Genomic DNA, 13,264 nt, shown 5'->3' with positions numbered 1-13,264 from the left:
TGACATAGGTTCTTCCCAAACATCCTTGTAGAGCTTTTCGCGATGAACCTTTATCTCTTGCATAGTTCTTGAACATATTAACTGGACAAACCAAAGCGAAACGAAATGGCCAACGGACGACGCGGCCAGTCGGTCGCGTTGACGGATGCCTTGCTTGATTCGTGCAAGGGCCGGAGCGCGAGGAAGCGTTCGATCGGGAAAGTCCAGATCGAGTTAGACCAGATTGAAAAAACGTCATGTTGTCGTAGTCGGATTACGACAAATAGAATGGAATCAAACAGCGTGCAAGGCTTCATGGTTGTGAATGGCGGGAGAGGCCGTGGGCTATAACGAACAAGAAACTCGCTTTTTCCTCATCGATCCAAAACTACGCGACAAGGGCTACACCGACCACGAGCACCTGAAGCTGGAGACCCCGGCTCCCGTGGAACCAACCGGCCCCAAAGGTCGCCGCCGGAGCGGTCCCGGACGCACCGACTACCTGCTTTGCGTTCGCGTCGGCGACATGCCCAAATCGTTGCCCGTTGGCGTGCTTGAAGCGAAGAAGGAAACAGAAGATCCACTCAAGGGAATGCAGCAGGCCAAAGGCTACGCGGACTGCCAGCGTTTTGACGTGAAGTACGTCTTCGCGACAAACGGCCATCTCTACGGAGAGTATGACTTTTTCACCAGCCTGCAGGCCGGCCCTCATCCGTTCGACAGTTTCCCGACTCACCCCGACTTAACTGCCCGCTACGCGAAGGATACGGGAATCCACGTAGAGGAGCCTCAGGCGGCGATCCTCTTTCAGTCTGACAGCCCCGCTTGGTCACAGGCCCGCTATTACCAGGACGCAGCCATCCGCGCTGCATTTGAGAAGATCATTCTTCAGCGCCAGCGAGGGGAAATTCCGCGCGTGCTGTTGACCCTCGCGACCGGTGCGGGAAAGACCATCATTGCTACCAACCTGCTGTGGCGTCTAAGCCAGGCCGAGCAGCTACCCAAACCCGCACTCTTTCTCTGCGACCGTGACGAACTGCGGGAGCAGGCGTACACCAAGCTCAAAGCCGCCTTCGGCGACAACGTGCGAATCGTCAAAACCGAGAGGGGCGAAAACGCAGCCAAAAACGCTCGTATTCACGTTGCGACCTATCAGACTCTTGGTCTCGATGACGAAGAGGGTTTCGCTAGTTTCCTTAGGGAGCACTACAGCAACGACGCCTTCAGCGTCATCATCATCGACGAATGCCATCGCTCCGCGTGGGGCAAATGGTCTGAGGTGCTCAAGCGCAATCCGAACGCGATTCATATTGGCCTGACCGCGACGCCGCGCCGCCTAGAAGAATCGAAACACGCAACCCAAGAAGATAAGGAAATCAGCGCCAATAATCACGAGTATTTCGGCGATCCGGTCTACGAATACGCGCTCATCCAGGCGCAGGAAGACGGCTATCTGGCAGCTTGCGAGATCGTGAAGCGAAAGGCGAGCATCGACAACCGCATCTTCACGCGCGAGGAGATTCTCAAAGCCGGTGTCCGCGACCTCCGCACCGGCAGGCTGCTGACGGAAGACGATCTGACGAAAACCGAGTACACCGGTAAGGATTTTGACGACGAGCTGTTCATCGAGCTGCGCACTCCTGCCATGTGCCAGGACCTATTTCAGTTGTTATGCCAGAACGGTGGCCCGGAACAGAAGGTCATCATCTTCTGTACGCGCGAGATTCACGCCGACCGCGTAGCGATGCACATGAACAATCTCTACACGCGGTGGTGCAAGGAGCAGGGACAGACGCCGAAAGACCACTACGCGTTCAAGTGCATGGGTGGTGCCAACAACGGAGCAGACATGATCGAGCCCATGCGCGGTTCCGGGGAGCGGGCCTTTATCGCATGCACGGTGGACTTGTTGGAAGCCGGTGTCGATATCGAACGGTTGAACGCCGTGGTTTTCTTTCGCTATCTGCAATCGCCCATCAAGTTCTACCAGATGGTCGGTCGTGGCACGCGCATTCACGAGGAGACGCAGAAATACAAGTTCTGGCTCTACGACTACACCGATGTCACGCACCTCTTCGGCACCGACTTCATTACTAAGCCGCCGAGGGAAGGCCCTACCGGTCCTGACGGTCCGGGCGATCCTCCGACTGGCGGGGGTGGAGACGGCGGCGACGGCGATCCGCCCGCTGTCGGGGAGATGGCAGGCCACGCCGTCATCATCAACCCCCAAGGCCGATTCATCCTCAGCCGCCGCGATGGCCGCGATACGCCGATTCCTGTGGACGAATACCGTCGCGGGATGATCGAACGAGTCGTGAGCGAGGCGCGTAACCTGAGCGACTTCCGCGCGCTTTGGATCGAGACTCAGAAGCGTCGAAGTCTCATCAACCATTTACTCGGCGACAGCTTTAGCCCCGACCTGCTCCGCGAGATCGAAGGCATGAACGACTTCGATCTTTACGATGTATTCGGACACCACGGCTATCACGCCCGCGCGCTGAAGCGCCCCGAGCGCGGCTCTCTTTATGTCAGCCAGAACGAAAGCTGGTTCAGCGGGATGGAGGGCAAAGCAGTCACGGTGCTCAAGAGCTTCGGCCAGCAATTCGCACAGGGTGGAACCGACGCGCTCGAAACCCCGGCATTGTGGGAGGTGCCAGAGATCAGGGTTGCTGGCGGCCTTGATGCTTTGCGGGTTCTGGGCGCACCCACCCAAGTCATGCGCGAGGCAAAGGAAAGACTATTCGGAATATGAGCAAAGTAGTACGCCTGGCAGACCACACCCTCAAGATCGGAAGCGGGCAAACTCCACGTGGCGGCGAGAGCAGCTATGCGAAGACCGGAGTCCCACTCATCCGTAGCCAGAATGTGCTAATGGGAAGTTTTTCGAACGACGGTCTCGCATATATCTCGGCTGCCGTCGACGAATCAATGAGCGGGTCGCGTGTAGCTCCCGGTGATGTTCTTCTGAACATCACCGGGGCATCGATCGGGAGAGTCTGTGTTGTGCCCGAGGAGATTTGTCCGGCCAATGTGAATCAGCACGTGTGCATCATCCGCTGCGATGCAACGTTGAACCCGGAATATGTGGCGACTCTTCTTGCCAGTCCTCGATTCCAATCGTTCATCTGGGGACGCCAAGTTGGGGGCACTCGACAGGCCCTTACCAAGCAGATGATCGAAGAATTCGAGATCCCCTGGCTTCCACTTTCTTCTCAGATGAGTATTGTGGGCCGCTTGCGAACAAAGGTCGCAGAGATTGATGTGGCACGTGAGGCCGCCAAAGTACAACTGCAGGAAGCTAACACTCTACGCAACCGTTTATTGGTGCAGTCATTGAGCCAACTGAATGCTCCCCTCAAGCGCCTCCAAGATGTAGCAGAAATCCAGCTCGGGAAAATGCTTTCTCCAAAAGCAAAAACCGGATCAAGCCCTTATCCATACCTCCGTAATCAGAACGTCCAATGGCATCGATTTGATTTAAATGACATGGCGACGATGGACTTCTCGGAACAGGAGCGAGAAAAGTTCGCATTGCAGCTCGGAGATTTGCTTGTTTGTGAAGGCGGAGAACCCGGTCGTTGTGCTATTTGGCGTGAAGAAAGGCAGGACTGCTACTATCAAAAGGCCTTACATCGAGTTCGCCCGATGACCGGAGCGGTTGATTCCGAGTTCTTAGCCCTCTGGCTTCATTTCCTGGCTCTTACAAACGCCTTCGAAGATCAGAACGCAAAAACGACTATCGCGCACCTGCCGCTGGTTCGGCTCGAACAATTGCCGGTTCCAGATATCGACATTTCAAAACAGATTCGAATTGCGGGCGAACTTAAAGAAGTTCTGTCCAACGCAAAAGCATTAGTCGAGGCTTCAGAGAGGCAAGTCAAAGAGCTTCAGAAATTGCCTAGCCTAATTCTTGCATTGGAATTTGAGAGATGAATTCGAAACCGACGCAAACGCTAAATTCTAAGCGCAAAAAGTTTGAGTCCTCTCAGTCGCTTTCCGCTTTCGTGATGAGTATCTGCGATGTGATGCGCCGCTCCAATTGCGCCAGCGCGTTGCAGTACGTGCCCGAGCTTACATGGATTCTTTTCCTCCGCATCCTGGACGCCAAAGAGACGCGTGATCAAGAGGAAGCCGAGGTCGTAGGCGCGAGCTTCTCACCCGCGCTTCGCAGCCCCTATCGCTGGCAGGATTGGGCAGCGCCATACTCCGATAAACCGGACCACCCCAAGACTAGCGATGGCAAACCACAAGGCTGGAAGCGCCAGGAACTTTTCGCCGCTGGCGACCGCAAGCTCTTCGACTTCATCAACGGCGAATTGCTCCCGCATCTCCACGGCCTGGATATAGACCCAAGAACCAAGCTTCCGAACCCGGCAGCCAGCCGCAAACAGCGCATCATAGGCCGCACTTTGACCGCCGTAGAGAAAGTGCGCGTAGACAGCGAAACCAACCTCCGCGACATACTTGATCGCGTTCACCAAATCAAAATCGAGGGCATCGACGATACCCACTTCTTTACCCTGTCACAAGTTTACGAAGACCTGCTGCTGAAGATGGGTGAAAAGAACTCCGATGGTGGCCAGTTCTTCACGCCGCGCGAAGTCATCCGTGCGATGGTGCACACGGTTAATCCCACGCTAGGAAAGAAAATTTATGACCCGTGCTGCGGCACGGGCGGCTTCCTCGCCATCGCTTACGAGCACATCGCGCGCAAGCTGGGCGCAAGCGCCACCAGTACCGATCTGGACACGTTGAAGCACGAAACTTTCTTTGGCCGCGAGAAAGAAAACCTCGTCTTTCCGATTGCGCTGGCGAATCTGGTTCTGCACGGGATCGACCAGCCAAACATCTGGCACGGCAACTCGCTGACGCGCCGCGCCACCTACGCCGCGCTCTTCGAGCAGGCCCCACCCACCTTCGATGTGATCCTTACCAATCCGCCCTTTGGCGGCAAAGAAGGCACCGACGCCCAGAAGAATTTCTCCTATCGAACCATCGCCACGCAGGTGTTATTCGTGCAGGACATCCTCAGCGAACTGGCTCCCAAAGGCACTTGCGGCATCGTGCTCGATGAGGGATTGCTGTTCCGTACGAATGAGAGCGCTTTCGTCGAAACGAAGCGCAAGCTGGCGGACGAATGCGCCCTGTGGTGCATCATCAGTCTGCCCGGAGGCGTCTTCTCTACGGCGGGCGCTGGCGTGAAGACGAACTTGCTTTTCTTCACCAAGGGGAAGAAGACAGAGACGATCTGGTACTACGACCTATCGCACGTCAAAGTCGGGAAGAAGGCGCCATTGACGCTCGCGCATTTTGGATTCGATAAGAATGGCGGAACCCTCCCGGACGATGCTCTGCCTTCCACCCTAATTGCCGAATGGAAAGCGGAGGAATCCAGCGAAGGGAAACCCTTCCCGAGCTATGCTCGTATGCTGGCAAAACGCGGTAAGAAGGAAAGCGAGAGCCGTTATTCATGGTCCGTCGATTTCGCCGCGAGACGAGCGAATGCTCGCGAGGAGATGCAGCCTCTCCAAGACCAGGCCGCTTCGCTGCGTCATACAGTTGCCGACCTTAAAGAACAGGTCAAGCAATTGAAGCGAGAAAAGGCTGCGGTGTCGAAGGTTGATGCGCTGGCTACTCAGATTGCGGAGAAAGAGAAAAGTGCCCGCGAGTTGGAAGCTCAAGTAGCTTCTATCGATGCCGCTGTTTTCGATCTCAAGGCTGTAAATCCGAATGCGGTCGTGAAGGTCGATACGCGGACGCCTGAAGAGATCATTAAGAGCATCGCGGAACAGGGAAAGATCGTGTCGGAGGCGCTGGCCCGACTTCGCACTTTGCTGAGTGAAAAGGGCGGCCCATCGGCCTGACCCTGGCGCTGCCAGTTTCTACTAGATAGCGCGCTGCATTCGCCTGGATAAGCTGGCCGGTTCTACCCGACGATCCGTGCGCAGTGCAGCCGCCATGCTTCGCATGGGATGAATTTCGACACTCCACCCCTCACAGGGTTGCGCCAGGGAGCCCTGCGTGCGACAGATGTGTACCTCTGGCGCATCTATGAGATGGAAGGGGTCGGGTTTCCCTGAGGAATCCTGCGTTTCCATTCGGAAACGCTGCTGGGCCGCCCTTTTCGGAGTGGAGATTGGGCTATGGCGATCCTTGGCGAGAAAAATCTAGCGGCGGAGATGGAGCGGCGAAAGAAATTCCGGGTGAATCATGTTGGAACCAAGCTAAATGAGGCCGAATTGCATGACCTGGAGGCGCTGGCAGCCAAACGCGGGCAGACGCACGGGGAGCTGATCCGTGGGCTGATCCTGCGCGAAGTTGAGGCGAGCAGAACGACGCATCGAGCCAGTGCGGAGATGGTCGAGATCACAGCCTGCCGGTTGCTCCTGACCAATGTCCTTCGTCCGTTGGCTACCGGTCAACCGATGACAGAGCAGGCGTTCGACGGGCTGATAGATGAAGTGAAGAAGCACAAGGCACGGGTCGCCGAGGACCGTCTGAAAGAACATCAAGCGCGGCGCTGAACATCGAAGGCAGAGGGCCACTGTGGTGGCCCGTACCCTTCACTGCGACAGCCGTCAAGGGTCTACGCTACGCTTCGATGAACGCGCCAGAGAACGGCGCGCCCTTGACCGCCGTTCTCGCTGCGGGTGTTAGCCAACTATGAGAAGCATGTCTGCTTCTCTGTTCTCACGAGAACCAAAGACAACGTTCAGCGACGGTCATCGATAACCAGCGCTGGATTGGACGGCCTACTCTTCGACGTTGTAAGCAATGTTCAGTGCCCAAATCTGGTCCAAAAGCAAGCCACGTTCGGGATCGTCGGCGGCCAGCAGGTCGTGTTTTTTAATGAGTGCGTCGAGCTTCAGGGCGATGCGTTCCCGACGAATGCGGTAGCGGTCATTATTCTCAGTCTTCATGGAGTGCCTCCGTGGAAAGAGTCCACACCAAGGAAGCGGAAGTTCTCTTTCGCGTTTACTTATGTTTTGGACGGGGGCCGTGAAAGGATGGCGGCCCAGGGGAGGATCGAGGCCAAATGCCGGCCCATCTTCAGCGCGGCTTCCCCGACTTGAGCACGTGTTTCGGGTTCTCTCCAATTGAGAACGTGAGGTGAATTCTTCATGCAGTTTCTCGGCAGGGGAATGGGCACGCATCGCAGCCTAATTGCAGGCTGGAATAGGGTGATAATCCGGCATCAATTCGCCCGTCATTTGCAAGTAGTTCGAGCCCCATATTCGCTCGCAAATGCGTGGGCGATTGTCTTGTGAACGCGCGGTGTAATCCGGTGCCTATCGGCGCACCAATTACTCAAGTATTGGCACGAGGAACGTTCCCGGTATTGGCTCCGCAATCGAATGTGAAACGCAAGTTCAATGCGCGGCTGAATCGATTCGTAATTAGCGCTTGAATGGAAATCGCCAGTGTTCATGCGGGTTTTCTTCGCGCATTCCAGTTGACTTCGTGACTGCTTTTACTCATACTGAGCTCAGTTTGACGCGTGCGAAGATCGATATCTAGCAACCGCGCGCTGTGAACCTACCCAGGGATTAAGAGTATGGCTTTCACTTCCTACGTTCCGAAAAAGCCGGTACAGAGCGTGTCGGTTGATTCAATCGCTCTGGAGCGGCACTACAGCGTTCTCCAGATCGCGGAGATGTGGTCACTGAGCGAGAAGACCGTTCGCCGTATGTTTGAAAACGAGGAAGGCGTACTGCTGTGGGGCAGTCCTGAAACTCGGCGCAAACGCGGTTACATCACCTTGCGAATTCCTGAGAGCGTTATGTTGCGCGTTCACTTCCAACGAACTAGGCGCGCCGGGTGACCTCCAAGGCGCTACGCGACGAATGCCTATTTGACCCTGCGACGTTGAGACATTGTGAATCCGATTGGAGTCGGCTTGAATATCCTGGGACTCTTGCGCCGTTGCTCCTGGCGCAACGACTGATAATCGATCTGGCCCAGCACATAGTAATCGCTGATGCCACCTTTGACCTGGACGACATCCCGTAGATAGTCTTCCTTGGCCGGCACGCGGATTCGACTGTCACCATAGAGGCGATTGTTGACTTGCACGACAAACGTGTGGAGGTCCATAGCTGTTGCTTCAACGAGGCTGGAGAATGTCTTGACATCAGAATTCCACTCAAGGACAAAAAGCGTATCGAGTTCTCCACACAAGACGCTTCGATTAGCGATCGTCGTCAAATCACTACAAATTAGCACCGAGAAGCAATATCCCCTGTGCACGTATAGAGTCGGCAACGCCAAATATCCTGTCGGACGATAGAGCGATTTGTTTCGGGTCGGGTCAACCCGTCGAAGCCCTACAGCTTCTTGATGGGCAGCGGCGAACTTCGACTGTAAGCGAACTACATGGCTGGCGTAACCGGGCCAATTCGTCACAAGGGATACAAGACAGTCATTTCTCAGGACGCTTGGCCGTGTATCACGGTGATACTCAACTCCAGACAAGAAAGAGACGCGGTTGGATGCTAGTTTCTTCGCAAAACGCAAAGCCCATCTCAGCGGAATGCTCAGTTCTGGGAAGACGATATAGTCCGGCCGAACGGGCTCTGTGAGCATTCGGTTGATCAAGTCATTTAAGCCACGATATCGCAGCAATGAACGGTCGTGTCTGCCCAATGCGGCAGCTTTCCACTGATCCTCTGTTGTCTTGTAGCTGCTTATACCGATGGTAATTCTCTCCCGAGGTGCACCTGGAACCACGAATGTGGTGAACGCCTTTGGAGAGGGCGGCTCGGGTTCGATTCCTATGCGGGCGGACTCCAGCACTCGGGCCCCGCGAAGGGCCATAATCGCCTTTCGATAGGCATTGGGGTCGTTGAGAACGTCTGGGGCTGCTAAAGGGATCTCGTCGACGCGAAGCGGTCTAGTCGGAAATGCCAATGCGGGCCAGTGAGGAACTTTCAGCCGACCTGCCAGCTTTCTAAAGCGACGAATGGCCCCAAGTCTCAACTTGCGGCGCACTTCAGTTTCCCGTGGGACCGGCGGACCAGATTCATCAGTGGATTGGCTCATGTACCAGAATTCTTTGTAGGGACGGCTGCCCCAATCCGCCAGGAGAAGTTGATGAGCAAGGCGACCAAGCCTTTCCGATGATGACGGGAGCGATACATCTGGATCGAGCAGCCGTAGCTTGCGGAGCACGGATAGGTACCGAGAATCGAGCTTGCTGGTTTGCCTGGTCGCCGCTTGCAAAGCAGTCTGGCGAAAGGCCTCGGTGCAATGTTTCATACAGAGCATAAACCGTGACTGCTGTTTTCCCTTGCCAACGGTCGAAGTCTCTTGGAGCAGCTCTGCAACTTGCGCAAACACGGAGATAAAATCTGAGGCTGCGTCGAAGTCGCCGCAGCCGAGCATTATGCCGAAGACCCTTGGAAGGTATGTAGCAAATTCGAAAAAACCGAAAGGTGTTAGAGCATGTCGAGTAATAAGGGCGTAGAACTCGCGGCGGACAACGCTCCACGAGGACGGTCTGAGATCCGAGGCATATATCTCGATGTCACCCAAGAGAAGAGATAGGCCTAAGCGCCTGACTGAGACGGAGTCTGCCTTTCGAAGAGCATCGACGTGCCGAGTCGCATCGTGACTAGCAAGAAGAGCCCTTGATGCCATCTCGGCTCCGGACTCGGGAACGACGGGAAGCAGTCTGTGTTCACTCGATTGGAGCCGAATCTGTTCACGTATGTGTTCAATCAAATCAAGTCCATGCGGCGAAGACAGGGCAAATATTTTCTGCTTGGGTCCGGCAAAGATAAGCTCCGAATCACGCGCATAAGCGAGATCTACGCGAAGAGACGGCGATTTACTAGAGTCACGCTTTGGCTTCAAGAGGGGAGCCAAAGTCTTCGTGAGCCACGCTGCGACAGCGCGCCCCCCATCAAGTTGCTGGGTATTCTCGAAGACCAAGAAAATGTCGTCAACGTAGCGACCATAATATAGAGGGCGGATATTGGTCGCGATTGCGTCGTCGAGTTCAACCAGCAAGACGTTGGCGATTATCTTCGATGCAGACAAGCCGACGGGAATGGCTCCAAGCGGTCGATCCGCGTAGTCGGGCGTTGATCTATACCATGTCTCGATAGCTTGTAGTAGAGAATCAGTTAGCGATCGCTCAGCTCGCGAGAGGCGCAGTTGGATGGCGGAAAGAAAGCGTCGTCTAAGAAGAAACCGTGGACAAACCCGGTGGTAAAACTGCTCTATGTCCATCGTGATCGCAAGGATGCTTTTCCCTCGCGATAGAGCGTCTTCCATCGCCGCTAGTCCCTTCTCTCTCCACTGTCGATACGCCGAGAAATAGGGAACGAAAAGCCCAGTTGCAGAGAGATTTATGTCCTCTCGTCGGGACTCATCTGAAGAAACAACGCGTGATCGTCGCAGGCGGTTCGCGTAAGAGAGAGCGGGGTTGAGCGAAGCGTCAAAGAGATGATCAACCTTCATAATCCATAGCGCTGTTATAACCTGAAAATCTACAGAGGGACGGATTATCAGCCTCAGCTTTGCTTCCGCTCTTTTTCCCGATTCATCAAATCGACGCTTCCAGTCAGCTATTGGGTCTACAGCGCTGAAATGACCGCCACTGTGATCATTCCATGCAGTCGCTTCGATGGATTTAGGCAGGTATGCGTATGTGCCAATGAACTCTAGGTCGGAAGACCAAGTTTCTTCCTTGTCGAGCAAAATCCGGTGCAGACGCGCGAGATTCTCCGCGAGATTCTGCTCGTATTCAGTAAAAGCGAGCGCTTGTACATGTGTGTTTTCGTAGTACGCCTCGACCTTCGCTTTACGATATGCAACGTATAGGTCTCCGAGCGACACGTCTCGCTTCAATAGAGGCATCTTCCCCATACCCCTTCCGGTTCCGGTTGCTTAGCTTGAACTAGCAAAGGGTAGCAGACTCGCGGGCCGGTAGGCTGGCGCTTTATAGGAGATGCTTGCCGCGACTCAGCAGAGATAATTCCATGAATGCATAGTTGTAATTAGCCTGCATTGGCTGTTTCGCCGCGCCGTCCCTGCCACGCTGACTGCACACTCTTCTCAAGCTGATCCTGGCGAGCACGAACCCACGGTGAATAGTGCTTCTCTGTGACGCGAACGCTGGCATGGCCGAGAAGGATCGACACCTGATCGATGGGAACGCCGGCCAACAGCATTTCGACGGCGAAGGTATCACGGAACATGTGGCAATGGCTACGCTTCGATGTACCGTCGGGTTTATGGAGATCGGCAACTTTGAAGAGGCGGCGATAGGCCCTCTGCCAGTTGGCGACGAACGTTTTTGGGAGACCGTTGCCGGACCAGAAGAAGTAATTTGGATTCGGCTTCAGACCGGGTGGGATGGAGCGGAGCAAATCGGCGACGTGGGGTGGAAGTGGCACGAAAACCGGCGTCCCCGTTTTGGCCTGATAGAGCATGAGCTTGTTTTCTACGAGCCGCGCGCATTCGAGTGTTACGGCGTCGCGGATGCGTAGGCCGCTCCAACGCATCAGCTCTGTCAGAGCGCGGATACGGATGCCGCGCTTTTCTGGAGCCCAGGAGCGTTCGGCGTGTTCGCCAAGCCGGTAGGTGGCGTCGATGATGCGCTTATATTCGTCGGCGGTGAAATAGTCCGTCGGTACATGCTTGGCAATCACCCGCCCCATAGTTGCGGTGGGATTTTCACGAAGCCAGCCCTGTCGGACGCAATACCAGAAGAAGCCGATCACGCGCTCGAACTTCTTTTTCCGGGCGAGTTCCTTCTCTTTCTTCCAGGTTTGCCGCCATTCGGTGAGGTTACGGGGATTGAATTCTCGCAGAAAGGTGACGCCGGACTCTTCTGCGAACCCGACAAGTTGAACCTGGAAGATGCCGCGCAGCTTTTGCAGGGTAGCGGGAGCCAGACCACGCGCCTCGGCATCGCCGAGGAAGACTCCGACAGCTTCCTTGACCGTTGGCATCTTCGCCGGCTTCAGTTCTTCTCCGCTGAGGGCAGAGTTTTCATATTTGCGGGCGACGAGTTCTGCTTTTTCCCAGGACTTCGTTTTCGCTGAGACGCGGAAGCGTCCACTGCGACCGGGGAGAGTGCCGTCCAGCCACTTGGGACAGCGGCAGCGGCGATAGGTGGAATCGTCTTTTTTCGCGCAATCGGGGTGATGGCGGGTGTAGACGGACAGCATAATGCCGTCAATCTAGCACGAAAACTCGGTTGGTACAATTCTGGTACAGTTTAGCGATCTGTTGATTTTTCCACAATTTAAACTATTGAAAATAAATGATTTGAAATTATGGTGGAGGCGGCGGGAGTCGAACCGGACATTCGCCTTGAAAACACGCAAGTTATTGATTCTGGGAATGTCCTAAATGGCTTGACTGCCATGATTTCCAAGTTGCCTGTACGGTCGCTGTACGATCATTGCCCAGAATGTTCACAACTCATCAAACTCCACCTTCGGACGGCCCCAATTTGCGACAGGAGCATTCTGAAGTTCGGCATCAGTATTTCACAAAATCTGCGAAGCGCGCTCGCCGAAGATTTGTGGCCTAGATCTTCATGCTCAACATACTGCGGGCGATCTCGGGACCAATCCCGCTGAAGTTGGCTCCGATCTCGAGGGCGCGGTCGAGGGCGGCTAGCACGTTCAGCAAAATGTTCTCGCGGCCAACCTCCTCCACAAAGTTGGCCGGGGCAAGAGTTCTGCCGGCTGATCGCTCCCCCCGCACAGAAGCAGCGTTCGCCGTCTTTGGTGATGCCGTAACGCCGGGTCCCATCGAAACGGACTTTCCAACATTGCTGCAAAGCCCTGCACCGCAGCTACTTTACTATCCGCGCAAGACAGTCATTGCCGAGAAATTTGAAGCTATGGTCAAGCTTGGAATGGCAAATACGCGTATGAAGGACTTTCACGATCTGAAGACCTTGTCGGAGCTTTTCCACTTCGAGAGTGAGCTGCTTGTTAGCGCGATTCAACGTACCTTTCGACGCCGCAAAACGGCTCTTCCGATCACTGAAACGCCCACAGCTTTGACAGAAGAGTTCTTCAAAGACACGACAAAAGTGGCACAGTGGAACGCATTCGTCGTCAAAAATAAGTTTTACATTCAACCATCATCCTTTGAGAGTGTCGCAGCTTCCATCCGGGAGTCAGTTATGCCACTGATGCAGCCTGAAATCCTGAATGGTGAAGGTCGCCTCCATTGGGAACCGTCAAAGTCTTGGGCCGCAGCGTGACCAGCGATCAAGCGCTTGAGGTCCAGACATCGCTAAGGCAGCTGCGAACTGTTAGCT

9 protein-coding genes are annotated in these 13,264 nt (G+C 55.0%); 6 read left to right on the top strand and 3 right to left on the bottom strand.

Annotation, left to right across the window (positions count from 1 at the left end):
- The first annotated feature begins 319 nt into the window (after positions 1 to 319).
- The 4 genes from OHL22_RS12360 (at position 320) to OHL22_RS12345 (ending at position 6,503) form a co-directional block, all read left to right on the top strand.
- On the top strand, positions 320 to 2,731 hold the full coding sequence (locus OHL22_RS12360) for a DEAD/DEAH box helicase family protein (protein WP_263337576.1): 2,412 nt from the start codon (positions 320 to 322) through the stop codon (positions 2,729 to 2,731).
- Entirely contained in the window at positions 2,728 to 3,912 is a 1,185-nt protein-coding gene (locus tag OHL22_RS12355) for a restriction endonuclease subunit S (protein WP_263337573.1), read from the top strand. The genes OHL22_RS12360 and OHL22_RS12355 overlap by 4 nt, the downstream gene beginning before the upstream one ends.
- Positions 3,909 to 5,843, top strand: a complete 1,935-nt coding sequence (locus tag OHL22_RS12350; protein ID WP_263337569.1) for an N-6 DNA methylase — start codon at positions 3,909 to 3,911, stop codon at positions 5,841 to 5,843. Before OHL22_RS12355 ends, OHL22_RS12350 begins: the two co-directional genes overlap by 4 nt.
- 279 nt (positions 5,844 to 6,122) lie before the next feature.
- Complete coding sequence (locus OHL22_RS12345) at positions 6,123 to 6,503, top strand: hypothetical protein (RefSeq protein ID WP_263337567.1); 381 nt, start codon at positions 6,123 to 6,125, stop codon at positions 6,501 to 6,503.
- Between the two features lie 228 nt (positions 6,504 to 6,731).
- Here the strand turns inward: OHL22_RS12345 and OHL22_RS12340 are convergent, their stop codons facing one another.
- Positions 6,732 to 6,899: a hypothetical protein gene (locus tag OHL22_RS12340; RefSeq protein WP_263337564.1), complete on the bottom strand. Its 168-nt coding sequence runs from the start codon at positions 6,897 to 6,899 to the stop codon at positions 6,732 to 6,734.
- Between the two features lie 635 nt (positions 6,900 to 7,534).
- Between OHL22_RS12340 and OHL22_RS12335 the strand changes: the two genes are divergently transcribed.
- Positions 7,535 to 7,801: a hypothetical protein gene (locus OHL22_RS12335; protein WP_263337561.1), complete on the top strand. Its 267-nt coding sequence runs from the start codon at positions 7,535 to 7,537 to the stop codon at positions 7,799 to 7,801.
- Positions 7,802 to 7,827: 26 nt separating this feature from the next.
- Here OHL22_RS12335 and OHL22_RS12330 read toward each other — a convergent pair whose 3' ends face one another.
- The gene (locus tag OHL22_RS12330; protein ID WP_263337559.1) at positions 7,828 to 10,848 is read right to left on the bottom strand and encodes an RNA-directed DNA polymerase; all 3,021 of its coding nucleotides are present in this window, start codon (positions 10,846 to 10,848) and stop codon (positions 7,828 to 7,830) included.
- A 131-nt stretch (positions 10,849 to 10,979) separates the two neighbouring features.
- Positions 10,980 to 12,155: a tyrosine-type recombinase/integrase gene (locus OHL22_RS12325; protein WP_263337556.1), complete on the bottom strand. Its 1,176-nt coding sequence runs from the start codon at positions 12,153 to 12,155 to the stop codon at positions 10,980 to 10,982.
- Positions 12,156 to 12,625: 470 nt separating this feature from the next.
- Between OHL22_RS12325 and OHL22_RS12320 the strand changes: the two genes are divergently transcribed.
- Entirely contained in the window at positions 12,626 to 13,207 is a 582-nt protein-coding gene (locus OHL22_RS12320; protein ID WP_263337554.1) for a nucleotidyl transferase AbiEii/AbiGii toxin family protein, read from the top strand.
- Positions 13,208 to 13,264 lie beyond the last annotated feature (57 nt).

Source organism: Acidicapsa dinghuensis (assembly GCF_025685685.1).
GTDB classification, from domain to species: domain Bacteria; phylum Acidobacteriota; class Terriglobia; order Terriglobales; family Acidobacteriaceae; genus Acidicapsa; species Acidicapsa dinghuensis.
The sequence above is the reverse complement of the archived record's forward strand: the minus strand, read 5'-3'. Positions and strand labels throughout refer to the sequence as shown.